Source organism: Companilactobacillus sp. HBUAS59699 (genome assembly GCF_036913575.1).
GTDB lineage: Bacteria > Bacillota > Bacilli > Lactobacillales > Lactobacillaceae > Companilactobacillus.
Genome location: NZ_JAYKTV010000002.1, coordinates 422,445 through 448,629, shown reverse-complemented (window position 1 = coordinate 448,629; position 26,185 = coordinate 422,445). Strand labels below are relative to the sequence as shown.

General features: G+C 37.1%; 21 protein-coding genes. 13 read left to right on the top strand and 8 right to left on the bottom strand.

Annotated features, from left to right (window positions below):
* The first annotated feature begins 215 nt into the window (after positions 1–215).
* From U8519_RS05760 to U8519_RS05735, 6 genes are all read left to right on the top strand, one after another.
* Positions 216–2,597 (top strand): glycyl radical protein, encoded by a 2,382-nt coding sequence (locus tag U8519_RS05760; RefSeq protein ID WP_334329352.1) that lies wholly within the window; start codon positions 216–218, stop codon positions 2,595–2,597.
* Positions 2,598–2,669: 72 nt separating this feature from the next.
* Entirely contained in the window at positions 2,670–3,461 is a 792-nt protein-coding gene (locus tag U8519_RS05755) for a glycyl-radical enzyme activating protein (protein WP_334329351.1), read from the top strand.
* 24 nt (positions 3,462–3,485) lie between these two features.
* A complete protein-coding gene (locus U8519_RS05750; RefSeq protein WP_334329350.1) occupies positions 3,486–4,307 on the top strand; it encodes a pyrroline-5-carboxylate reductase family protein in 822 nt (273 codons plus the stop codon).
* A gap of 113 nt (positions 4,308–4,420) precedes the next feature.
* Entirely contained in the window at positions 4,421–5,335 is a 915-nt protein-coding gene (locus U8519_RS05745; protein WP_334329349.1) for a sugar phosphate isomerase/epimerase family protein, read from the top strand.
* 46 nt (positions 5,336–5,381) lie between these two features.
* Complete coding sequence (locus U8519_RS05740; RefSeq protein ID WP_334329348.1) at positions 5,382–6,752, top strand: MFS transporter; 1,371 nt, start codon at positions 5,382–5,384, stop codon at positions 6,750–6,752.
* Positions 6,753–6,883: 131 nt separating this feature from the next.
* Positions 6,884–8,221 (top strand): Na+/H+ antiporter NhaC family protein, encoded by a 1,338-nt coding sequence (locus U8519_RS05735; RefSeq protein ID WP_334329347.1) that lies wholly within the window; start codon positions 6,884–6,886, stop codon positions 8,219–8,221.
* Between the two features lie 646 nt (positions 8,222–8,867).
* Here the strand turns inward: U8519_RS05735 and U8519_RS05730 are convergent.
* Together U8519_RS05730 and U8519_RS05725 are read right to left on the bottom strand one after the other, a co-directional pair.
* Positions 8,868–9,806: a nucleoside hydrolase gene (locus U8519_RS05730; RefSeq protein WP_334329346.1), complete on the bottom strand. Its 939-nt coding sequence runs from the start codon at positions 9,804–9,806 to the stop codon at positions 8,868–8,870.
* 11 nt (positions 9,807–9,817) lie between these two features.
* Entirely contained in the window at positions 9,818–10,252 is a 435-nt protein-coding gene (locus U8519_RS05725) for a MarR family winged helix-turn-helix transcriptional regulator (RefSeq protein WP_334329345.1), read from the bottom strand.
* An 80-nt stretch (positions 10,253–10,332) separates the two neighbouring features.
* On the opposite strand from U8519_RS05725, the gene U8519_RS05720 reads away from it, so the two are divergent.
* On the top strand, positions 10,333–11,184 hold the full coding sequence (locus U8519_RS05720; protein ID WP_334329344.1) for a fructosamine kinase family protein: 852 nt from the start codon (positions 10,333–10,335) through the stop codon (positions 11,182–11,184).
* On the opposite strand, the gene U8519_RS05715 is transcribed toward U8519_RS05720, so the two are convergent.
* The 3 genes from U8519_RS05715 to U8519_RS05705 are packed head-to-tail and all read right to left on the bottom strand — an operon-like array spanning position 11,174 to position 13,961.
* Positions 11,174–12,175 (bottom strand): FecCD family ABC transporter permease, encoded by a 1,002-nt coding sequence (locus U8519_RS05715; RefSeq protein ID WP_334329343.1) that lies wholly within the window; start codon positions 12,173–12,175, stop codon positions 11,174–11,176. The two genes, U8519_RS05720 and U8519_RS05715, sit on opposite strands and share 11 nt — an antisense overlap.
* Positions 12,172–13,170 (bottom strand): FecCD family ABC transporter permease, encoded by a 999-nt coding sequence (locus U8519_RS05710; protein WP_334329342.1) that lies wholly within the window; start codon positions 13,168–13,170, stop codon positions 12,172–12,174. Before U8519_RS05710 ends, U8519_RS05715 begins: the two co-directional genes overlap by 4 nt.
* Positions 13,167–13,961: an ABC transporter ATP-binding protein gene (locus U8519_RS05705; RefSeq protein WP_334329341.1), complete on the bottom strand. Its 795-nt coding sequence runs from the start codon at positions 13,959–13,961 to the stop codon at positions 13,167–13,169. Before U8519_RS05705 ends, U8519_RS05710 begins: the two co-directional genes overlap by 4 nt.
* Positions 13,962–14,122: 161 nt before the next feature.
* On the opposite strand from U8519_RS05705, the gene U8519_RS05700 reads away from it, so the two are divergent.
* Together U8519_RS05700 and U8519_RS05695 are read left to right on the top strand one after the other, a co-directional pair.
* Positions 14,123–15,058 carry an ABC transporter substrate-binding protein gene (locus tag U8519_RS05700; RefSeq protein WP_334329513.1) on the top strand — a complete coding sequence of 312 codons (936 nt, stop codon included), beginning with the start codon at positions 14,123–14,125 and terminating at the stop codon, positions 15,056–15,058.
* Between the two features lie 142 nt (positions 15,059–15,200).
* Positions 15,201–15,839 carry an SDR family oxidoreductase gene (locus U8519_RS05695; protein ID WP_334329340.1) on the top strand — a complete coding sequence of 213 codons (639 nt, stop codon included), beginning with the start codon at positions 15,201–15,203 and terminating at the stop codon, positions 15,837–15,839.
* A gap of 47 nt (positions 15,840–15,886) precedes the next feature.
* Here U8519_RS05695 and U8519_RS05690 read toward each other — a convergent pair whose 3' ends face one another.
* Entirely contained in the window at positions 15,887–17,041 is a 1,155-nt protein-coding gene (locus tag U8519_RS05690) for an MrcB family domain-containing protein (RefSeq protein ID WP_334329339.1), read from the bottom strand.
* Positions 17,042–17,141: 100 nt separating this feature from the next.
* Entirely contained in the window at positions 17,142–17,765 is a 624-nt protein-coding gene (locus U8519_RS05685) for an MrcB family domain-containing protein (RefSeq protein ID WP_334329338.1), read from the bottom strand.
* Positions 17,766–17,926: 161 nt separating this feature from the next.
* Between U8519_RS05685 and U8519_RS05680 the strand changes: the two genes are divergently transcribed.
* The 4 genes from U8519_RS05680 (at position 17,927) to U8519_RS05665 (ending at position 24,862) form a co-directional block, all read left to right on the top strand.
* A complete protein-coding gene (locus U8519_RS05680; protein WP_334329337.1) occupies positions 17,927–21,010 on the top strand; it encodes a type I restriction endonuclease subunit R in 3,084 nt (1,027 codons plus the stop codon).
* An 8-nt stretch (positions 21,011–21,018) separates the two neighbouring features.
* Positions 21,019–22,668 carry a type I restriction-modification system subunit M gene (locus tag U8519_RS05675; protein ID WP_334329336.1) on the top strand — a complete coding sequence of 550 codons (1,650 nt, stop codon included), beginning with the start codon at positions 21,019–21,021 and terminating at the stop codon, positions 22,666–22,668.
* Complete coding sequence (locus tag U8519_RS05670; protein WP_334329335.1) at positions 22,661–23,845, top strand: restriction endonuclease subunit S; 1,185 nt, start codon at positions 22,661–22,663, stop codon at positions 23,843–23,845. The genes U8519_RS05675 and U8519_RS05670 overlap by 8 nt, the downstream gene beginning before the upstream one ends.
* 90 nt (positions 23,846–23,935) lie before the next feature.
* Entirely contained in the window at positions 23,936–24,862 is a 927-nt protein-coding gene (locus tag U8519_RS05665; protein WP_334329334.1) for a site-specific integrase, read from the top strand.
* A gap of 19 nt (positions 24,863–24,881) precedes the next feature.
* On the opposite strand, the gene U8519_RS05660 is transcribed toward U8519_RS05665, so the two are convergent.
* The gene (locus U8519_RS05660) at positions 24,882–26,021 is read right to left on the bottom strand and encodes a restriction endonuclease subunit S (protein ID WP_442892124.1); all 1,140 of its coding nucleotides are present in this window, start codon (positions 26,019–26,021) and stop codon (positions 24,882–24,884) included.
* Between the last annotated feature and the right edge of the window lie 164 nt (positions 26,022–26,185).

Sequence of the window (26,185 nt, the reverse complement as noted above, 5' to 3'; positions counted from 1 at the left end):
AGCCATTTATTATTTGAATAGCACTATACGAAATCGATATTTTACACTACTTTGTGAAGGATGCTACAATTTAGCCGAAGCATGAAAGTAAAGCGATTGTGGAATTGCTTGTTGATCAAATTCTGACTCAAAACGGAGTCAAAGAAGATGAAGATTGAATCATACTTGCAATCACTCTATTTTTTACGTAATCCATGAAAAAAGGAGAATGTGCCATGTCAAAAGAATATATGGATCGAATAACGGCATTAAGAAAAAACTATATGTCTCATCGTGTAGAGATGGATATTTTAGATTCTTATTATGTCACTGAAGGTTTTAAAGCAACAGAAGGACAACCGTGGCAGATCCAAAAAGCAACGGCAATGAAAAATGTTTATGAAAAGAAACCAATCTATATCCAAGATAATGAGCTTCTCGTAGGTGGGGTTGCTTTTAAACCACGTGCAGGTATTTTAAACCCAGACTCCGCTTGTTCAGTTATTGAAAAAGAGTTGGATACGATCAGTACACGTAAGTATGATCCTTTCTATTTATCTGACGAGAACAAAAAACTCTTCATGGAAAAAGTTGCTCCATATTGGCGAGGCAAATGTGTTCTAGATCGTTGGAATGCTATGATGCCAGACGATGTTAGAACTATGAGAGACGGCGGCATGTTGTATGTCGATAAAAAGTTCGTTCGTGGTTATGGTGAAAACACACCTGGCTGGAGAACGCTTCTGAAAAAAGGAATTGGCGGTATCAAAAAAGAAGCTGAACAAAAATTAGCTAGCTTAGACGATTCTGACGGTGAAGATGTTCTGAAGAAGATGATTTTTTATAAATCACTAATCATTACAGCAGAAGGTATCGTTGCCATAGCTAATCGTCACGCGGATCTAGCTGAAGAAATGGCTGAAAAAGAAACTGATGCAACTAGAAAGGCTGAACTACTAAAAATTGCGGAAGTAAATCACCGTGTACCAGAAAATCCACCACGTAACTATTATGAAGCTCTACAAAGCATGCTAACTTATGAATATTGTCTATTCATGGAACAAAATGCTTCTTCATATAACTTGGGACGTATGGATCAATATCTTGCTTACTACTACAACAAGGATATTGAAGAAGGACGCATGACTAAGGACCAAGCACAAGAACTTCTCGACTGTTTCTGGATCAAGATCGCAGAAATGGGCTTGTTCCAAGATGGAGAAAGTGCCGCCTTCTCAGCTGGTTATAATATGACAGTTCAAGTTACAGCCGGTGGTATCGATAAGAACGGTGGAGATGCAGTTAATGATTTGTCTTACATGACAATTCAAGCAACTATGGATACGGCCTTGAAGGAACCCAACATGACAGTTCGTTACAACATAGCTAAGAACCCAGATTCCTTCCTAAGAAAAGCTGCCGAATGTATTCGAATGGGACGCACGATGCCAGCTGTTTATGACGACGATGAAGGTATCAAGATGCTATTGAACAAAGGTATTCCGCTATCTCAAGCATGGGATTGGACCCCATGTGGATGTGTGGAAACAAACCTTGAAGGTCGTTTGAAGTCCTATACAGATATTGGTGAGATCAGTATGGGTGGTGTCATCGATATGGTCATGAATAACGGTCGCAGCCGTAAAACTGGAGAACAAGTTTCTATTCAAACGGGTGATCCTAAGACATTCAAGACCTTTGATGAATTCATGACTGCTGTCAAGAAACAAATCGATTACTTCGTTCATACCATGGCCACGATGAATTCCTACTTGGATTACTTGAGCGAGAATTATCGTCCCGTAGCCGCATTATCATTAACTTATCCAAACTGCATGGTTACTGGTAAAGATTACGCTAACGGTGGTGCAACCTTTAATGTTGGTAATGGTATCAATATTATTGGACAAGCTGATATCATCAACTCTGTTGCCGCTGTTAAGTCATTGATCTTTGATGACAAGAAGATAACGATGGAAGAATTGTGTGAAGCATTAGATCATAACTTTGAAGGATATGACGAAATACAAGATCTCTGTATGTCAGTTCCTAAGTACGGTAACGACGATCCTTATGTGGATACATTCGCCAGCAAGATCTATACCTACTTAGTTGATCAAATCGAAAATTATGATTCTCCATTCGGTCATCTAACAGCAGGTATGTTGCCAGTATCCGGTAATGTTCCAATCGGCCAAAGCGTTGGTGCTTTACCATCAGGTCGTAAAGCATGGTTACCACTTGCAGATGGTATCGGAGCTACCGGTGGTACTGATGTCAAAGGTGCTACAGCCTTATTGAAGTCTGTCAGCAACTTACCACATTCACGCTTTACTCAAGGTACACAAATGAACTTGAAACTAGATCCAAAGATGCTCGAAGGAGATCAAGGATTGAATAACATGATGGTAATGTTGAAGACACAATGTACCTTAGGTATTTATCATACTCAATACAACATTGTCGATCGTGAAATCTTAAAGGATGCTCAAGTTCATCCAAAAGATCATCGTGACTTGCTAGTCAGAGTTGCTGGTTATACAGCCTTCTTCGTAGAACTAGGTAAAGATATTCAAGATGATATTATTCAAAGAACAGAAATTGATCAATTTAATTAATGAAATTATTTTGAGACTTAAAATCACTCAGACTTTATACCAATAGTGATGATTTGGAAGGGGTCGTTTAATATGTATCAAGATTATGAAGGGAGAGATTTAACTGGCACCGTCTTAAGAATTGAAAAAAGTTCGATTTATGACGGAGATGGTTTAAGAACAGTAGTCTTTATGAAAGGTTGTCCTTTGAGATGTAAATGGTGTTCTACTCCTGAAGGGATGCACTCAGAAATCGAAACAACCAAGGATGGCACAATTATCTACGGTAATATTATGACCGTTGAGGAAGTAATGGAAGAAGTTAGAAAGGATATTCCTTTCTACTTTAATTCCGGTGGTGGATTGACCGTTTCTGGTGGTGAGATGTTGTTCCAGGCAGACTTTGTTGCAGCCTTGATCAAGGAAGCTTGCAAAGAGGGAATCAACACAGCGGTTGAAACGTCGTTTTATAGCAGCTGGAGAAAGATCGAACCGATCATATCCTGTTTGAACACAGCGTTTGTAGATTTAAAACTAATGGATAGTTCGAAACATAGAGAATTTACTGGTGTTAGAAATGAAATCATCTTAAACAACATTAAGAAAGCCGGTAATCTTGACATTCCTAACTTCAAATTGATCATTCGCCGACCATTGATTCCTGGTATTAATGATTCTGAAGAAGATTTGACAGCTCTAGGAAAGTTCCTAGAGAAGTTGCCAAAAGTACATCATTTACAACTGTTACCATATCATCGTTACGGGACTGATACGTATCGCAAACTTGGTATTGATTACGAATTAAAGGATAAGAAGACTCCATCAGATGAACATATGAAATGGTGTCAGAGTATCACAAATAATTATGTCAAAACAATAATTTAATAATTGCCTATAGGAGGCGTCTCAATGTTACGTTATGGCTTTATTGCAGCAGGAAATATTATTCAAGCAATGCACAAAGGAGCAGAATTAAATCCAGCATACGATCCAGCTGAAATTGGTATTTATGATATCAACGAAGCAGTTAGAGACTCATATGCCAAAAAGGGTTATGCCACCTATGACAAGATGAGCGACTTAGTCGACAATTCAGATACCCTAGTCTTAGGGGTTACTCCTAAAGTAGCAAATCTAGTTATCGATGAATTGGCTGCTTGTTACAGACCAAATCAATTGTTGTTAACAGTTGTAACCGGGGTCGAACAAGACTGGTACAAGGAACACCTTGGCGAAGATAGTAAAGTTGTTATCTGTATGCCAAATATGAGTTCACAAGTTGGAGAAGGGTCATTTGCCGTTTCTCGTAGTGCAAACTGCAGTGATGAAGATGTCAAAAAGGCAACCGAGATCTTGAACATGTGTGGTCACGTTGAAGAAATACCTGATGGTATGATGGCTGAAGTCTTACCTTTTAATGGATCTGCACCGGGATTCTTCTATCACATTGCAAACTTGATGGCTGAAGAAGCCAAAAACTTGGGCTTAGATCCAGATACAGCAGTCAAATTGTTCGCTCAAACTATGAAAGGCAGCGGAGAAATGATCCTTAAGTCTGACATAAGTTTGAAGGACCTCGAAAAGGCGTTACGACTACCTGGTGGTGCGACAGTTACAGCACTTGAAAAGATAGAATCCATGGGCTTTGATAATCTCTATCACGAGTTCGTCAAAACTTCAGTCGAGAGATGTAGAGAACTAGGTCAAACTACAGCTAACAGTAAGTCTTAATAATAAAAGAACCTAAAGGAGTTGAGCGACTAAAGGAAGAAGAGAATAAGTTATTCAGCGGGTACATCAGATCAAATCAATATAAAAAAACACGGATGAAAGAGGAAAACAAAATGAGTAATTACGATAGACCAATTCAACTAGGAATGCACACATATACTTTACATTTACATGGTTTAGGAGAAAGTTGGGGCTTTTCTGAAGACCACGCTTTTGATCAAAGTATTGATTTATTCAAACTAATGGATTACGCCGTGGAGTGGGGCTTAGACGGCTTGCATGTTACAAATGTTGACTTAGTTTCTTTGGAACCTGAACATTTAGCCAAAGTTAAAAAAGCAGCTGAAGATCATGGACTATATCTAGAATACAATGTTTCATTTAATGCACCTTGTGACCCACGTGTTAACTCAACAGTTAAGGATGCCTTATTGAATGCCAAGGCTATCGGGGCAGATCTAGTTAAGTTCAGTCTAGATATTGACCGTCCACATCCATTGTATGGTTCAAGTTTCGATCCAGATGTTATGAAGCAATTGAGCAAACGCTATGACGAATTCAAAGAGAATCTTCCTTTGTTAGACGAATTAGGCTTAACAATGTCGATCGAAAACCACTGTGATATGTACGCTGATGAAGTTATTTGGTTAGTAGATAAGCTAAATAATCCTAATGTTGGTGCTTGTGTGGATACAATGAATTCACTGAACGTGCTAGAAGGACCAGAAGAATGTATCAAGAAGTTGGCTCCATATGCTAACTGTGTACACTTCTGTGATATCAAGTTAGTTGTTGATCCAGATGGACTTCACTCAATCGGCTGCCCAATTGGACAAGGTGATATTGATACAGCCAAGGTATTACGTACATTACGTGAAAAATCAAACGTAAAACGTATAACCTTTGAAGTAGAATCTGAAATTGGTGACAAGACTCTTGAAGAAGCACAAGAAAATGAAATGAAAGCATGTAAGGAAAGTATCGACTACCTCCGTAACACTCTGAATGTTGGTCTAAAGAATCGCTAGGATACACACGATGAACCTTTAGTTATCAATAAAGGAGGGAACGATAGTGGATGAAAAAAGCTATACAGAAGCCGCCTTATCCTCAGTTCATAAACGCGTCTTTACAAGTGTAGTACTTGGGCAAGTCGCGTGTGGTTATGCCTTAGGAATCGCCGGTACAGCTTTAACAAAGGCAACTGGTCCATTGAACCTATCCAGCTTTTGGGTTGGACTTTTAGGGGCCGGTACCTTGATCGGATTGTTTGGAAGTCTAGTAGTGGGGAATATTGCTGATAAAATTGGTCGTCGCCCATTATTCGTTAGTCATATGATCATCTTCACGATTCTTTCGTTAGCACAATTCTTTGTATCAAATGTGGTGCTCTTATTTATCATAAGAATTGGGCTAGGTATCTCGATAGCTATTGATTACACTATAGGGAATGCCTTACTGATCGAATGGCTTCCAACTAAATATGGATCTCGATTACAAAGTTACATGATTATTTTTTGGATGACTGGTTTCGTGTCATCTTACCTTGCCGGTACAGTTATTACTGGTCTTGGAGACAATACTTGGCGTTGGATCATTATCTCCTCTGCCATCCCAGGTTTGGTTGCGGCCGTTTCTCGTTTGGTCTTGCGTATTCCAGAATCTCCTAGCTGGTTAGCCTCAGTCGGCAAAAAAGAAAAAGCACTTAGTATAATTCATCAGGAATTAGGCGACGAATATACTATTCCTGATGATTCAAATGTCAGTGATAATGAAGATCCTGTTTCTTGGAGTGAATTATTACGTCCAGGAGTATTTCGTAATGTAGTAGTAGGCGGTATCTTTTACGCCTGTCAAGTCTTCCCATTTTTTGGAATTGGAATTTTCTTGCCATTATTAATGGAAAATATGAATGTCGGTAATCCAGCTGTATCAGGTATTCTATACAATGTTTTCCAAATTGTTGGAGCCTGTCTTGGTGTTATCTTATTCAATTATATTTCTAGAAAATTCTTCATTGTTTCTACTTTCTATACTTCAGCAGCAGCTCTAGCTGTTTTGATCATATGGAAGTCGGCTCCGGGTTCAATGATGATGATCATCTTCTCAATCTTTGCAGTCGTTTTATCCGCAGCCGTTATCTTGGAAAACCCATATCCATCAGAGCTGTTTGATTCACGTTTAAGAGGATCTGGACTGGGTGCAGTCATTGCTATCAGTCGTGTTGGAGCGGCATTAGGAACATTCCTCTTACCAATTATTACAAATAATTTTGGCGTTTATGCTACATTGTCCGTTTGCTTAGTTTCCCTATTAATTGGAGGTGTCGTTTGCCAGATCTGGGCACCAGAGACTTCTCATAAATTTGCTAAAAAAGCTGAAAAAACTAAGAAGGCTAAAGCTGTTTTGCCAAATGGACTTGATGCTGTAAATGAAAAAATTTAATGGATAGATAATTAAAAATGCGAGCTGAAATTGATCAGCGCGCATTTTTTGGTGACTTGTTTAATTAAAGCTCATGGTTTAATATTTTTACGTTGTGTTTTGAATTTAAAGAGAAAATAATGGGTGTTCAAATGGAAGAAACAAAAAAGGGCAGTGTCAAAGGCTTACTGCCGCTAGTCGTGTTCCTGATCCTTTACGCGTGGACAGGGATCGTTTCGGGGAAGTTCGACAGTATGCCGCTACTAGTAGGGATGATTATTGCTTCGATCGTTGCTTTAGTGATATCACCACCAAAGGGCACGAAGAAAATATCTTTTTCGGAAAAGGTAATGCTATTTTGTAAGGGCGGGGGAGAACCCACGCTTATCATGATGGTGCTGATTTTTATACTGGCAGGGGCTTTTCAAGGTGTTGCCTCCAAGATGCACGCTGTCTCGTCAGTTACCAATCTGGGGTTGAGTATTTTACCTTCAAATATGATCCTGCCGGGGATCTTTGTCATCGGTTGTATTTTGAGTTTTGCGATGGGGACATCGATGGGAACTATCACGGCCTTGATGCCAGTGGCAGTGGATGTGGCTGCTAAGACCGGCGTTAATCCCGCTTTAATGGCAGGAATTGTCGTCGGTAGTGCCATGTTTGGTGACAATTTATCGTTCATCTCGGCGACTGCGATTGCCTCAGTACAGACACAAGGTGTGGAACAGCGAGAAAAATTTAAATTAAATATTATTACGTATATTCCAGCAATTATTATCAATATTGTTTTATTGGCCTTGTACCCAATCAAAACAGTTGTTTTGACGGGAGCTTACAATTGGAACTTTGTAAATTTGATTCCGTATATTTTGGTTATTGTTCTGTCATTGGTCGGATTGAATGTAATGCCGGTTATGCTAGTAGGTGTTTTGTCCGGCGTAGTGATCGGTGTGATCCATCAAAACTTCGATCTGATCGGTTCGATGCTCTATATTCAAGATGGAATGGCTGGCATGGAAGATATTGCCATTATTTCAGTCGTTGTCGGCGGACTAGTTGAGATCATGAAGTACTTAGGTGGGATTCAGTGGCTGATGGACAAACTTGGTAAACAGACTAAGTCCAAGCACGGAGCGGAATTTTCGATCGGCGCCTTAGTCACGTTGCTATGTATCGCGACAACTAACAATACGATTGCGATTATTACTGTTGGTCCGCTGGCAACTGAGATCGGTCGGAAGTTTAACTTGTCCAGAGCACGAGTTTCAACGTTACTTTCGATGTTTGCGACTCACGTTCAAGGTTTGATTCCATACGCTGGGCAATTATTGGTCGCTGGTGGGATGGCAAAAGTTTCGCCAGTTTCAATTGTGCCTTTTGTTTGGTATTGTTATTTGATGCTTATTATGAGTTTACTATTTGTCTTTTTGGGTTTTCCTAAGGTTAAGGTTACTGATGATAGTGGTTATTCTCATTTTGAGTTGAGTTGATGATGGATGCCGCCTACGGTTGAAAACCAAGGCTGCCGCTGTGGGAACGACTCAAGCCAAAGGGCGGTCTTGAGTCTCGATTTTGAACTTCGCACAGACCGCGAATTTCAAAATCGTCCTGTTTTGTAAACGATAAATCGTTAACAAAACTTTCACTGCGGGCAGCCTTGGTTTTCAACCTCCGGCTGGGTTTTTCTTCTGATTTGTTATTGTTGTTTTTGAAGTGAGCTAATATTTAGTATGTTTTTAATGGCTATATCTCAGAATTTTGATGAGATATGGTCATTTTTTTGTAAAATCTGATTTTAGACGCAAAAAAAATCCTATTATGAATTGTTAAATGAATTGACATTAATTAATTTAGCAACGACAAAAGGATTTATTATCATATCTTATTTTAATTAGTAACTAGAAAAAGAGTATTGCCATCTAACTTACCAATTAATTATCAAGAAGAAGAATTAGCTGATGATGGTCAACAATGGAATCAGCCGTAAAAGTGTTCTTAGCGATTTATCGCTTAGAACACTGGACGACTTGGAAAACTACAGGCTTCCAAGCAAGGTTGAAAACGTAGTTTGAAACCGGTCCAACGGCAGATGTAATTGTTGACCATCATCAGCGGCAGCCAAAGAATTGTTTTTCCCTATTTATCATATGAAGCGATGGAATCAAATAGGTACTTAACAAAAGCTTCACGGTCAACATCTTCTAGAACCTTGATACTGTTCTTTTCTTCAGCATAAATCCGACGGTCAGGATATGTCATACCACGGAATTGATCGTTGGTTAGTGACACGTCCATTGAATAATTCGTACTCTTAGTAAATAATTCCGGAGCAATCAAACTTAGAACGGCACAGGCATCGTGGATCGGAATCTTGGTCATACCTTTTTCCAACTCAGCTGATGAATAGAAATCTAGAATAGCATTTGCCATAATACCGGCTTTGCCAAGATTCTTGATATTGTTGATCTCGTCCATCTTCAAATATGCTTTGTTCTCAGTAAGGTTCAGACCTGACAAGGTAATGGGAACGCCGGAGTTGAAGACGATGTCCATGGCCTCAGGATCAACGTAGGCGTTGAATTCAGCGGCTGTTGTGATGTTTCCTTGAAGGGTCGAGCCACCCATGATGTAAATATGATCGATATTTTGTTTAACATCTGGGAAAGTTTTCAATAATAGTGCGATGTTAGTTAGCGGTGCAGTGGCCACGATACTGACTTTTTCGTCGCATTTTGAGATACGATCGTACATGAATGTAACGGCGTTATCACTTGCTAGAGGATAGTCAGCACTGTTAGCTGGAAAATCATAACCATCCATACCAGTCTTGCCGTGGATCTCACCAGCAGTTTCGATTTCTTTTACTAGCGGATCTGATTGCCCTGATGCTAGTTCAGCGTGGGAACCTAAAAATGTCAGTAGTTTCTTGGCATTAGCCGTAACGTAGTCCAGTTTTACGTTGCCACCAACAGTAGTTACACCGATCAAGTCGGCTTTTTCAGGATGTGCTAGTAAAACTGTTAGAGCGATAGCGTCATCGATCCCGGGATCACAATCCATAATTACTTTTGTCATTCATTTCTACCTCACTTTTTGTTTGTCTTTAATTTTTCAGGTAACTTTTGAAGAGCACGCGTGAAACCTAATCGCTCAAATGCACCTAAACTGGAAAGGATTTTTTGATCATTTTCCTTCATGAACTTATCGATGGCATCTTGTAAGGCTACCGATTTAGGGAGAAGAATGATCTTTTTAAGTCGTGAATCAGTTGAAACTTGAACCCGTTTGATCAGTTCCTTCTTCTCCATGTTTTTGAGAATATTGGTTGCAGTCGAACGGCGAATGTTGAATTCGGCTTCAATATCTCTTTGAAAAATATCTTTTTTCTCCGGCAAGCTAGTTAAGAAGTCTATTATTTGCACTTGCGTTCCAGTTAGATTATATTTAGACGCGAAATCATTGATACTGCGTGAAATCTCATTTGAAGCGACCTTAATAAGATGAGCCACATTACTCGTCATAGTAAGCCTCCCTTGAGAGCTAGTATTACATTCAAATTATATCATGCAAAAATGTTGAAGTGTGGAAAGGACCGACAAAGATGGAATTAAATCAAGAATGGTTCAAAGAACTAGATGTTGGTGAAGTAGTTGATTGCCAATCAGTTGCAGGTGGAGATATCAATCAGAGTTATGCTGTTACAACGCCCAACAAAAAATATTTCTTAAAGGTTCAGGGTGATAATGATAAATCATTCTTTGATCATGAGATCGAAGGATTGAACTTGATCGGCGCGGCAGTCAATACGCCGAAGGTGATCAAGTCGGGAACATATGATAATAGTGGTTATTTACTGACAAATTATATCAACTTTGGCGAAGGCCATGATGGTGATCTCGGTACATTGGTGGCCAAGATGCATGAACAACACAGTGATAAATTTGGTTTGGATCACAATATTTTGAACGCCAAGAATCCTAAGATCAATACTTGGCAGGATAATTGGGGTGAATTCTACGTCAATCAGCGGCTCGAAGTGTTGGTTAAAGAAGTTAAGAATAAGTTTTATTGGAATCAGTATCGCGAAGATCTAATGATGCAATTAGAAGATAAGATCCTGAATTATTACCAGAATCATGAGGTAGTTCCAAGCTTGATGCACGGGGACCTCTGGAATGGAAATGTTGGATATGAGAGCAATGGAGCACCGATACTGTTTGATCCTGATGTTTTCTATGGCAATCGAGAAATGGACCTCGCCATGACATTGTTGTTCGGTGGTTTCGGACGAGAGTTCTATATCAGCTATGCACAGGAATATCCGTTGGAGCCTAATTGGGAAGAACGAATATCTTGGTATCAGACTTATTATTTGTTGGCACATTTGAATTTGTTTGGTGAAGGGTATGGTCCTAGTTTGGAGAATGCGATGCGTAAGAGTATCAACTATTAGACTTGATTAGAATGTAAACAAAGTATGGCGCTCCAATTATGGCAACAATTACACCCACGGGAATTTCTGTCGTCGTACTGATGCATTTGCCCAGTGTATCAGCTGCAATCAATAGACAACTACCTAGAGTTCCTGACAGCAACATGCGACCGCTACTCTTGAAACCGATCAATCTTCGGGCCAAGTTAGGCGTGATCAGTCCGATAAAACCAATACCGCCCGAGATTGAGACACTGACTCCCGCTAGAATTACGGCTGCACCGATCAAAATAATACGTTCACGTCGTAAGGAAATACCTAGAGACTGAGCAACTTCATCACCGAGGCTAAAAGTGTCTAGGACTGTAGACTTGCTGAAGATAATGGTGGTGAAAACAATAAACCATGGTAAAAAAATCAAAATAAATGACCAACTAGTACCCCAAATACTTCCGGTTAACCAATTCATGACGAATTGATAGTTTTCGGGAGATAGTTTGAGAGTGAAGAGTACCATTATGGATGAGAAACATCCTGACAGAGCGACACCAGTTAGCAGCAAGCGATTTGCTGTAATACCGGTGTCCTTTTTATATGCAAAAGAAAATACGATGATAGTACTCAAAATAGCACCAAGTAGGGCCATCATCGGTAACATAAAGAGATTAGCATCTTGATTTTTAATAAAGGTAATAAAGATCATGACCGCTAATCCGGCTCCAGAGTTGATCCCCAAGAAACTAGTGTCCGCCATTGGATTCTGAGTCGTAGTTTGTAATACATCACCGGCAATTGCTAAGGCAAAGCCAACCAAAACAGCAATAACGATTCGTGGTAAGCGAAAATCAAAAATAACGAGCGATTGAGTATAGGTACCGTTACCGATAAGCAGCTGCCAAATTTCAGTCGGTGTGACCTTCATTTGACCGGTGTTTAAATTAATAATTGCCAGGATAATAATCATAACAACTAGGGCTATGACCCAAGTAGTGAGTTTTAATTTTTTTGTCATATGCGCTGGTTGTCCTTTCTAGCGAGATAAATGAAGAAAGGTACGCCAATCAAAGAAATGATAATTCCGAATGGTGTTTCATTGGGTGGATTGATCGTTCTGGCAACAAGGTCGGCGCAGAGAGTTAGATTGGCACCAAGTATCAGTGTCAATGGCATTACATAGCGATAGTCAGTACCGACTAAGAAGCGGGCAATGTGTGGAATGATCAACCCGATAAAGGCGACAGCACCGACCAAAGCCACTGAAATACCAGATAAAATAACAACACAAATGAGAGCTATCAATCTAATAGAATTGATGTTCTTGCCTAGACTTTGTATTGAGTCGTCACTCAAATTGAGTAAATTCAGACTAGGAGTTAGAAATAATGTCACAAATAAGCTAATGACTATCCAAGGTCCTAATGTAGTTAGTTGCGACCAACTGACAGCGGAAATACCGCCAAAGTGCCAAAAGGCTAAGTCTTGTTTGAGTTGGGTAATCAATGCTAGTCCTTCACTGAGAGCAGTAAAAAAAGCACTTATCGCCATACCGGCAAGAACCAAAATGGTCGGACTCAATTGCGCCTTCTTCATAGCACTAAGACCGAAGACTAGGATTGCTGCCAGAGCCGCCCCAAAGACTGAGAAAATAGTAGTTTGCTGAGTTGAAAGTTTAGGGAAGAAGATAAAACTACATGTCAGCATCAATGCCGCTCCAGAGTTGATTCCTAATAATCCAGAATCGGCCATCGGATTTTTCGTAACGCTTTGCATAAGAGCACCACTACAAGCTAGTGCCGAACCGATCGCAGCGGCACCAATCACCCGAGGGATGCGGATCTGTCTAATGATCCGCTGATCTAAATCGCTGGATCGGTAGTTGAAGATAGCGTTCATAACGGTATGATTACTATTCTTGTTAGCACCGTAGCGAATACTTAAGATAAGCAAAAATATCAGAATTATAATTTCAAGACTAAATTGTAAAGTGAAGCGAACTTTGGAATTCAAATAACGGCTCCCTCCTGCCAACGATCGTACGTTAAGATCAATGGTTTATCGTGATCATTGATAATAGTCGCGTCAATATTGAAGATATTACGAAGATTCTGTTTGGTGATCACCTCGCGAACAGGCCCGCTGACCTGTAAAACACCTTTTTTGATGGCAATCAATTGATCAGAGAATCTAGCAGCATGATTTAAGTCATGTAGTGCCATGATGATGGTTCGATGTTCCTTCTCATTGAGTTCCTTGATCAGAAGCATAACGTCGAGTTGATGAGTCAAATCTAGATAAGTTGTGGGTTCGTCCAAGATGATCGTATCGGTATCTTGAGCAATTGCCATGGCGATCCAAGCACGTTGGCGTTGTCCACCAGAAAGAGTACTGAGACGGCGCTCCTTCAGATCCTTAAGAGATGCCCGTTCGATCGCCCAGTCGATTTTTTCGTGGTCGAGCGTGGACAGGGGAGCAAAGTGTTTGCGGTATGGGATCCTACCAAAGGTTACTAGATCTTTGACAGTCATGTCATTTGCAACGTTGCTGGATTGTGGTAGGACAGCCAATTTTTTAGCAATCTCACTAGTTTTTTCGTGATCGATATTCTGACTGTCGAGGAAGACAGAACCATCACAAGGATGTAATAAATGAGCAATCGTTCGTATAAGGGTCGACTTACCCGAGCCGTTAGGTCCGATCAGAGTCGTAATTTGCCCTTTAGGGATTTGAATCGATAAGTCTTGTATTGTTAATTTTTTCTCATAACTAACACAAACCTTCTTTGTCTCAATAATGTTCATTTTGTTACCTCCAAGCTAGTTTTTTGTTGAATCACATATTTTGGGTATAAAAATAATGTGAAAAAGGAATATTCTTGAACTTATTTTACCGCATTGTATTGACTTTTGTTACCGTTTTCACTAATAATCAATATAAATACGGGATTTCTTGGGAGGATGATATTTTGAGGAAAAATAAATTTATAAAGTCGTTATTATTAATTTCGCTATTTTTTGTAGTATTTTTGACAGCCTGTGGCAACAAGAGTGAGGGTATGGAGCAGACTCGTTCATTGACCGATACTATGGGACATAAGGTTGAGGTGCCAACCCAACCCAAACGAGTAGTAGGTAGTTATTTGGAAGATTACTTAGTTGCTCTAGGAATCAAACCAGTAGTTCAGTGGTCAGTTAAGAATGGTTCCGGAACACAGAAATATTTGAAGAAACAATTAAAAAATGTTCCTTTGATCGATTATTCACTGCCCTATGAAGCTGTAACTAAAGCTAAGCCAGATTTGATCTTGATGGGAACCAATAGTGCCGTTGAGAATGGGAAATATGCGCAATATGAAAAAATTGCACCAACATATGTCGTCAAGAATGGAACTGATGTTAAGTGGCGTTCCCAGTTTATGGATGTCGCTAAAGCAGTAAATAAGACTGATAAAGCCAAGAGTGTTTTGAATAAATATGACAAAAAAGTTGCTAGTGTGAAGAATGAACTCAAACAAAAAGCTGCCGGAAAATCAGTGGCAGTTCTGTGGGTAACTAATAATTCAGCCTTTATCGTTAGTGAGAAATCGGCCAGTGGATCATTACTATACGGTGACTTAGGTTTAAAGGTACCAGCACTGGTTAAAGAAGTTTCTAAGAAGGCTACTGCAGATTGGTCAGCCGTTTCGTTGGAAAAATTAGCCAAGTTGGATGCTGATTATATCTTTTTGGTCAATAGTGACAAAGGTGCTAGCTTGTTTAAAGATCCATTGTGGCAAAGTATCCCGGCCGTTAAAGAGGGGAATCTATTCCAGTATGGAGATGATTCTAGTTGGCAATATAAAGGACCAATTGCTTATAGTGAAATGATCGATCAGGTTCGAAAAGATATTTTGAAGTAGAGGATCTATGAACTAATAAGTGAAACTATAAATATAATTATCATTTTTATGTCTATCTTTATTTTACGAGAAGCTATTTTTGTAAAAAATCTCGCTCTCAACTATGATGTGACTGTAGAGAAAAATATAGGGAGATACGAATATGACAAGAGTATTAGTACTTGGTGCGAATGGTAAGATTGCTCGTCGAGCAACACAAATATATCTAGATTCAACGAACGATAGTTTGAGATTGTACTTGAGACGTCCCGAAAGATTACGCGATATCGATAATCGATTAGTTGAGATCGTCGGTGGGGATACAATGGATACAGAAAAGTTAGTTGAGTCAATGAAAGACGTTGACGTTGTTTATGCTAACTTGGCTGGTGGCAATATTGAAGATCAAGCAAAGTCAGTCGTTGAAGCAATGCATTCAGCTGGTGTTAAACGTTTGATCTGGATCTCAACTTTGGGTATCTATGATGAAGTTCCTGGCAAGTTCGGTGAGTGGAATAATAGTACACTCGGTAGCTACATCACAACCTACGCTGCCGCTGCCAAAGTTATTGAAGATTCAGATTTGGAATACACGATCGTTCGTCCAGCTTGGTTGACAGACAAGGATGAAGTCGATTATGAGACTACTCAAAAAGGTGAACCATTCAAGGGAACTGAAGTTTCACGTAAGTCAGTTGCCCAATTGGTTGTTGATATTACACAAGCACCCGATAAGTTCAGCCGTGAATCTGTTGGGGTTGATAAACCTGGTACTGATGGGGATAAGCCTGCTTGGTATTAGAAGTAGAAATTTAAAAAGCTGTTGTTGGAGATTTTCCAACGACAGCTTTATTTTTTTATCTTTGCGGTGAATTGTGATGGGACAAGATTTATTTTTGAGTTATTTTCCAATGATCCTTTTAAAATGAAATATTCTAAATTATCAATTGTGGTATCAGAATTGAAGTTATATATACGGAATAAAATGTAATTGTCTTGGTAATATTTTGATGCGCTTAATTCATTTGAGGTAACAAAGAATGGAGTATTACTGCTGGCAGTTGTAGTTTTAACCTCTATATAAAGAGTTTTTCCATCCGTTTGGAATGATTTAATATCATATCCAGTGCCATCTCCCACTTCTTTTGAGGTGTGAACTATTTCTTTTAATAGTTTGGGATAATTAGAAAGTTTGCGTTTTTCAAAATTCATAACTATATTTTCGCCCATTAATCCAGTATCAGAATTTTTCTCATTGCGTGAAGAGTAATCAATTTTTTTACCAATGAACTTTGTATTGTCTGTTATTGCGGGATCACTTATTTTAAAAGCTTGATTATTAAAACTTTTGTCAACTGAATCGCTGCTGTCTTGAGAGATAAAATATTCTATATTATCAATAAAGTTTGTAGATATTAATTGATTTTTTATTTGTTCGAGGACATTCATCATATCGTGTAGATCCGTTAATATTACATCGTTACTGGGTAAATTATTTTTATCATACTTAATACTTATAATATTGCTTAGTTCATATCCTCTAGGTAAATCGGTACTTGTTATCTTCTGACCCTCAAGTAAGTTTATTGGGATACTTGTCATTTTGGTTGATGGAATAAATAATTCCGATACCAAATATTTAGCAACTTTTTGAATGTTTTCTTTGGCAATCTTAGTTTTGTATTTATCTTTATAAAAAGTCCATCCTTGATTTAAAGATAAGTAGACAAAGTTAGAATTAATTGAGAAAAGATATACGATATCGAATCCTTCCTGTGGTGAAGTACTAATATCCTTATCGAAAATACCAATCCAAGGGATTATGGACCATTGTCCCATTCCTGCAGATCCATGAGATTCATAATTATCAGGTAAGAAATCGTTACTTAAATTATCCTTTATACCTTTTTTTATGGAATGGGCAAGATCGTTATTCTTAAATTCAGATTTTTTTTCTTTTGGTAAGTTATTAAGTATTTTTGAAATTTTTGATTTTAAGTCCATAAAAAATCCCTCCACTTATTAACAATTAATATTATATAAAACATTATATTATTAATTAACAGAGGGAAAAGTTTTATTAAATTAATTGTACAAAGCTAATTTAATCTAAAAAAACATCAGTATCATAGCTATCTGAAATTTTTGATAATTTTGCTTTCAACTCTTCGAAGACTTTAATCATTTGTCTTAGGTCATCAAGGAGAACATTGTTATTAGGTAGATTATTTTTGTCATATTTTATACTTACAATATTTCCTAACTCGTATCCTTGGGGAAGTCCGGTGCTTTTTCTATATTCTGTCAACATAATAGTATCGGTATTCATTCTTGTAGTTATTGAAGTTAATTCAGATTGAATTAACTTGGAAACTTGTTTTATTTTCTGATAGGCATCTTTTTTATATTTCTTATGATATAAAGTCCAGCTTTGATCTAGTGACAGATATACATGATTCCCATCACTTGTAAACAAATAAACAACACCAACTCCTGATGAAGGTCCGTTTGATATATCACGATCAAATATTCCCATCCAAGGAATAGTGGCCCATTTGCTGGTTCCCGCAGAACCTTTAAACTTCATTTTTGTAGGAAGAAAATCTTCTCCGACTGAATTATCTAATCCTGATCTTATTGTCTTAGCAAGGTCGTTGTTTGCATAATTTTTCCTTGATTCGATAGGGTATTGTTCCATAACTGTGTATAGTAGCTCTTTTAAATTCATATTTCACCTCATATTTTTTTGGGAGTTTTAAATTCCCTCCATATATAAATTACGAGATTTATTACATTTTATACGAACTAAAATTCTTTTAATTAACTCATATCTGATAAAATGAAAAGTAATAGTGTATTCTTTTAGGTCAAAGTTATGCGGAGGATATTATGGGGAGAGAAACTGATGAACTTAAATTTGAAAATAAGCTAATTGATTATTTAGTGAATCTAGGTGGTACAAAGCAATGGGACTATGTACCGGAAATCAAGACTACGGATGGTTTGTGGGATAATTTCAAAAATATTATTGAACAAAATAATCAAGATAGATTGGATTCTCCACTTACAGACGGTGAGTTTAAACAAATAAAAATAATTATTGGACAACTAGAAACACCTTATCAGGCGGGGCAATTTTTATATGGAATGAATGGTATTTCACAGATAGAGATAGATCGTGATGATGGACAGCACGTTTATTTGAAAGTCTTTGATCAAGATAACATCGGCGCTGGGAACACTGTTTATCAGATCGTTAATCAAATTGAACGTCCGGCAGTAATTCCTGGTCGTAAGAATCGCCGCTTTGATATTACATTGTTGATTAATGGATTACCTATAATTCAAATTGAAGAAAAGGCTGATGGCCATGATACTAAAGAAGCCTTGAATCAAATGCATCAATATATAGAAGAAAATCAATATTCAGATATTTTTTCAACTCTACAGATCTTAGTATCTATTACACCACACGATGCTCGTTATATGGCTAATTCAACTGCTGACAAGTTCAATACGGACTTTGCCTTTCGTTGGCAAAAAGCTGATAACAATAGTCCGGTGCGTGACTGGCGAGTATTCGCTAATAGTATGCTGTCAATACCCATGGCACATCAAATGGCGACTAATTACATGATTCTAGATGGTACGCCCAGACATCAAATGATCAAAGCAATGAGACCGTATCAAGTGTATGCGACACAAAGAGTTATTCGTAAAATTCGCCAACATATGTTTGGTATTGATGATCAGAGAATTGGCTATGTTTGGCACACAACAGGATCTGGTAAAACAATCAGTTCGTTTAAAGCTGCTTGGCTAGCATCAAGATTACCTAATGTAGATAAAGTTGTTTTCTTAGTAGATCGTGTGGCGCTGACTAATCAAACAGTTGATGAGTATAAAGCCTATGATCCCGAAAATACTGAAGACAGTAACGGTGGTGTCGTAACGGATACGGCTAATCGCTGGGCCCTAGTGAAGAAGTTAAAGAAAAAGGGTAATGGAATAATTGTCACATCTACACAGAAAATGGATTCAGTTGTACGATCTGATAATTTCAAACCAATAGACAAGAATATTGTGTTTATTGTCGATGAAGCACATCGTTCGACTTCAGGAGATATGCTGGAACGAATCAAAAAAGGATTCAGAAAATCTGCCTGGGTTGGATACACTGGAACTCCGGTGTTTGAAACCTCCCCAACTACTAAGGATATATTTGGAGATTTAATTCATGCATACACAATTCGTAACGCTATTTCAGATGGAAATGTTTTAGGATTTAAAGTTGATTTTGAAACAACATTATCTGATTCAGTTTTACGTGATCAATATTTGCCTGCATATTTTAAAAATAGATATCCAGGAATTTCCGATGAAGACGTTGATGCCAAAATAGATAATATGGCGGATGAAGATATGGATGATATGATTGTGCCATCGGTTTACGACAATAATCATAATCACATAGAACTGGTTGTTGATGACATAATTAAGAATTGGAATAAACGTTCTCGTCATGGAGAATACAATGCATTGTTTACAACTCATGTTGGTGGGGGCAAAGCATCGACACCCATGGCGATGGAGTATTATCGAGAATTCAAGAAGAGAAATAAAGAGTTAGAAAAACCATTGAAGATTGGAATAACTTTCAGTCAGGATACATCTAATAGTGACAAGCAATTAAAGAATAACGAAGCCTTGCGTGAAGTAATGGAAGACTATAATAAGGAATTTGGAACGAGCTTTGATGATACTCAGGTAAAAGAGTATGCGGCTCAAGTTGTTTCTAGGTTAAATAGAACAATTGATGATGGTAAGTATCTCGATATTGTTATTGTTGTCGATCAATTGTTAACAGGATTTAATGCCCCACAATTGAATACACTTTATGTTGATCGGACATTGAAGGGTGCGGCATTGATTCAAGCGTATTCAAGGACTAATCGAGTTTATGACATGCTGACTAAGCCGTTTGGTCACATTGTCAACTACCGCTGGCCTCACCATACAGAGGATGTTATGAACGCCGCCTTGGCTTTATACGCTAATCCTGATTCCGCTAATATTGATGTAGAGGTACCGCCAGCAGTAATAGTTGATCCATATGAAAAAATTGAAGAGAAACTAAAAGACGTTGTTGAACAATTATCAGAACATACTAACGGTTTTACCGAAACTCCTAATGTTGATGATCAAAACAAAGTTGAAGAAGTATATTCAGAATTAGGCAAGTATAATCATTTAATGGCGATGATTAAGCAGGACGACAATTATGACGACAATCACCCTGAAAAATTGTTGACTGAAATAGGTCTGGACTTAGACACTGAAGAAGTTCTGACCACTTCATTAGCTAACGATATTAAAAAGAAAATTAGCATAATTAGAAATGTTGATATGTCACAAATTGATTTACAAATTGAACATATAAAAGCCGTTAAGGTTAATTACAATTACTTGGATGAACTGATAGCAGATCTTATGAACCAACATCATAACGGTGATTCAGAAGCAGCTCAAAAAACCGCTAAGGAAATTAAGTCGATCTCTGATAAGGTCGATGATCGTAAATATGCGGAACAAATCAATCGATTCGCTGATGACGTATTGAGTGACAATGTAAGTCACAATAACTACCCAGTTAGTCAAACAGATATTAAGGATTTAGTTTCCGGACATAACGCTAATCGTTTAAGAAATGATATTTTTGACTTCAAGAAGAAGTGGGGACTAGCTGATATAGATTCCTCACAAACAATTAATGAAATAATTGAGAATCATGTTAAAGCAGCAGATGATCTAAATATAGATGGCGTTCTGGATGAAATAATTAGAGAAGGTACTTTTGTTTACCGCACTGATTCTGATTCAGAAGAGGTTAGGAAATTACCTAAGATCAGATACAGAACTGAGTTGAGAAGAGAATCTAGAAAATTTGCTGACCAAATGGTTGATAAATATTAGGAGAAATTATGAGTAAAGCACAAGAAATAACTAGTCAAATTTGGGAAATGGCCAACAGGCTTCGTAGCAATATGGATGCTAGTGAATATCGAAATTATATTTTGGGATTTATGTTTTATCGTTATTTATCAGAGCATCAAGAACAACGTATGGTACAGAATGATTTATTAGATATTGAGGAAGGACAAGACGTTAACGATGCTTATATGGAACAGGCCGGTGGGGATGATCTAAGTTATTATCTTGAAGATCTTGCCGACTCATTGGGATATGCAATTGCACCACAATACACATGGCAAACAATTGTTAATAAGGTTAACGATAATTCAATCGCTCCATCAGATTTTCAAGATATGTTAGACGATTTCAATCGTAATGTTGACTTAAATAGAAATGCTAAACAAGATTTTCATGGAGTTTTTGCGGACATGAATCTTGGTAATTCTAGATTGGGTCAAACAACTGCTGCTCGTGCCAAAGCACTAACAGAAATCGTTAATTTAGTTGATGAAGTTCAATACAAAGATGATGATGGACACGATATTTTGGGTGATATTTATGAATTCTTGATTGCTCAATTTGCTGGTAATTCTGGTAAAAAGGCGGGAGAATTCTATACACCTCACCAAGTTTCTGAAGTTTTAGCCAAGTTAGTGGTTCAAGGATTAGATCCAGAAGAGACTAAACCCAGCGTTTATGACTTCGCCTGTGGTTCAGGATCACTATTACTGACGGTTCAAGAACAAATTAAAGATCGACACTTGTTCTATTATGGGCAAGAATTGAATACAACAACGTATAACTTGGCTCGTATGAATCTGATGATGCATGATGTTTCATATATGAATATGGATTTGAGAAATGCGGATACACTGGAAAGTGACTGGCCTGATGGGATCGATGCTCAAGGTGTTGACCATCCAAGAAGTTTTGATATGGTAGTCGCGAATCCTCCGTATTCAGCACATTGGGATAACAACGATAATAAGATGAAAGATCCACGTTTCAAAGATTATGGTGGCCTAGCTCCAAAAACAAAAGCTGATTATTCTTTCCTATTACATGGTCTGTATCATCTAAGTTCAAAGGGAACGATGGCAATTGTTCTACCACACGGTGTCTTGTTCCGTGGTGCTAAAGAAGAAAAAATTCGTCGTGCACTATTAGAGAAAAACCAAATTGATGCAATTATTGGCTTACCAGCAGGACTGTTCTACTCAACCGGTATTCCAACTGTTGTTATGGTTTTGAAGAAGAACAAGACAAATAAAGATGTCCTTTTCATTGATGCAAGTAGTGATTTCGAAAAGGGAAAGAATCAAAATATCCTTCGACCTCAAGATATTGATAAAATTGTTAATACATATAATGATAGAAAAGATGTCGATAAGTATGCTCATGTTGCTACGATGGATGAAATTAAAGAGAATGACTTTAATTTAAATATACCAAGATATGTAGATACTTTTGAACCGGAACCAGAAATTGATTTAGGAGATATAACTAAACAAATAAAAGAGAATAATAAAAAAATTGAAGAAAATAAAAAGGAGTTACTTTCAATGATGAAAGAACTCACTTCTTCTGATGAAAAAATTCAAAATGACCTTAATGATTTCATTTCTATGTTAGATGACGAGGTGAAACATAATGGATAAACGTGTACCTGAAGTGCGGTTTAAAGGGTTTACTGATGATTGGGAACAACGCAAGCTTGGAGATATCGTAAAAATTATTATGGGACAATCTCCCAGTTCATCTAATTATACTCGAAATCCAAACGATTTTATTTTGGTTCAGGGGAATGCAGATATCAAAAATAATAAAGTTAATCCACGAGTTTGGACAAAGCAAGTAACAAAACTAGTACCACGAGGAACAATTATCTTAAGTGTTAGAGCATCCGTAGGAGATGTTGCCACAACGGACTATGAGGTAGTCATTGGTAGAGGAGTGGCTGGAATAAATGGGAACTATTATATATATCAAATGCTAGTAAAAATGAAGTTATTTAATTATTGGAAAAAGATAAGTACAGGATCTACCTTTGAATCAATAAGTTCAAATGATATAAAGCATGCTGAAATTCTAATACCCAAATTATCAGAACAGACAAAGATAGGAACCATTTTGAAACTCATTAATCATCTTCTTGATCTGCAACAGGATCAACTTAGGCTTTATGTAAAGTTAAGGAAAGGTCTTTTACAAAAATTATTACCATCAGATGATTCTAACTTTCCCAAGATTAGATATCTGGAATTTAATAATGAATGGGAGAAAATTCAACTTGGAAAGGTAGCGGATATTGTCGGCGGTGGAACACCCAGCACTTCGAATGCTGAATACTGGAATGGTGATATAAACTGGTACACTCCAGCGGAAGTTGGAGAAAAAATATATGTAAATGATAGTATGAAAAAAATCACAGATTTAGGACTTAGAAAAAGTTCAGCTCACTTGCTTCCAATAGGAACTCTTCTATTCACTTCAAGAGCTGGAATTGGCAGTACAGCTATTCTAGGAAAAGTGGGAACAACCAATCAGGGGTTTCAATCAATTGTTCCCCACAAAAATGAACTCGATAGTTATTTTATTTATGCTCATTCTTCAAAATTGAAAAAATACGGTGAAATACATGGTGCCGGTTCTACCTTTATTGAAGTATCAGGAAAGCAAATGACAAAAATGATGATAAAAATTCCGTCTATGAAAGAGCAAAAAAACATTGGAAAACTCATCAATAGTACGGATAATGTAATTAAATTAATGAAAATACAATCTGAAACTTTTAATTTGATAAAAAAATATCTATTCCAAAAACTTTTCATCTAAAATTCGAATAATTAAACAATAAAAATACAAAACTTTCGGATAATAAATAATGACATATTGATGTCAAAAATTATTCGGAGGTTTTTTTTCGTGCCAAAAAGAACATCAACACAACTATTTTATAAGTATTACGAGGATTGGATCCATTTATATAAGGTAAATGCGATTAGATCTGTTACTTTGAACAAGTACTATATGAGTTTGAAATGGGTAACTAAAATAGCTCCTGATTTACGTCTTTGTGATTTAACACGAAGAAGTTATCAGGAGCTAATTAATAATTATGCCTTGGAACATGAAAAACAGACTACCAAAGATTTTCATCATCAAGTTAAGGGAGCAATAATGGATGCCCTCGATGAAGGACTAATAAAGCAGAATCCTACAAGAAAAATAATTATTAAGGGTAAAAAACCAGGTAAAAAGAAACCTAAGTTTTTGAATGAACATGAATTGCAGCAATTAATCAGACAATTGAATTTAGAACCCGTAATTAACTGGGACTGGTATATTCTACTGGTCGCTAAGACTGGATTACGTTTTGCGGAGGCTCTAGCTTTAACACCTAAAGATTTTGATTTTACAAAGCAACTTATAAATATTAATAAAACATGGAATTATCGTGCAACCAGCGGGGGTTTTCAACCAACCAAAAATCCTTCATCTGTGAGAAAAGTACAAATGGACTGGCAATTGTCCATACAATTCTCACAAATGATTAGAGAATTACCTGAAGACAAACCTATTTTTGTGAAGCAGCGAATTTTTAATTCCACAGTTAATAATAGATTGGCCGTACTTTGTGAGAATGCTAATGTGCCTGTTATAACTGTTCATGGACTTAGACATACACATGCCTCGGTGCTGTTATTTGCTGGCGTATCAATCGCCAGTGTGGCACGTAGATTGGGACATGCTAATATAACTACTACCCAAAATACTTATTTACATATTATCCAAGAATTAGAAACTCAGGATAATGAAAAAATAATGTTTCAAATGTCTAAGTTGATGTAAAAAGTATATTACCCTGTATTCAGACAAATAGTTTTTGCAGTAGATATCTTTTCAATATTTCCAAATTTTTCAATTCTAATTCTTGTACCTTAATAAATTCGTTAGATTTATTAAGCATAATTCCAATTAATGCTTGTTCTTTTTTATTGGGAACGGTAATAGGAAGTTTTTGTAATGTGGATTCATGAATACGCTTTGAGCCTGTGCCAGTCGCCATACCTTCAGCTTTTTTCCAATAGTCATGTCTTGATACATATTGATAAAGATAAAGAGAATCTACATCGACTATATCTAACGCTGGAACATCCCCAGATGTCACTTTTCCATCAAATTTATCGGGTATTATAGCCATTGACCCATTAAAGAAGTTCTGTTTACCATATAAAAATTGTCCTGACCGTCTTTTGTAGTACGTTGTAGATCCCAAAGATAATGTTTTTCTTGATGAATCAGTACTAATTCCTCCTAGATTAAGTTTAAGTGTCATTATTTCTCGAGTATTTTTAACATCTACTTTAATTTTATCTGGAATTTTTAAATAATCACCTAATTTTTTTCTTGACCATGATTCATTGAATGTATTAAATCTTATTTTAGGTTCTAAATTAGACTTTGTTGGAAACATATTTTGCATGAGAAATTCTTTTTGTAATTTAATTAGCGAATAGTTCCGCTGTTGCAGATCATATAACTTATCTATCTGATCTAATAATTTTCCTATTTCTTTTTGCTCGTCTTTATTTGGTAAAAAAACCTCTTGCTTTTTTACAATATCAGAATTCAAATTTACTTGGCTACCAGGTTGACCATACTTATCCCAATTAGGTCGAAACATCTCTAGCCACTGGAACATGAACTCTATATCAAACAGTGGATTTAGAAATATTAAAAACCCATCGTGTACTCCTGTTTTAACATAATTTATAACAGGTTTACCAACGGTTGCTGCTATACTAAGTAATAAATGCTTTTTAGTTATTATGCGCGTCTTTGCTTGTCCCATTTTGGAAATATGTTGATCTAAATAATGAATTCTACCATTCTGCTCTGTTACATCTGATATTCTTAACCAGCCAATATCACTTTCATTATCAAACCATTTTGGATTTTTTATTGGTCTAGGACTGGCTCCACGAACAATATTTGCAACATCACCCAACTTTCGTTGTTCCCAAGTTTGTGGACTGGAAATAATTAATATTTTGATAATAATTATTCTATGTGTAATGTATTTAAATAGTTATAACGTATTAATATAAAATCAAATTTAATTGTAAGATGATAATTTAACCATTTATTTAACTTTAGTCCTAAAGTATTTTG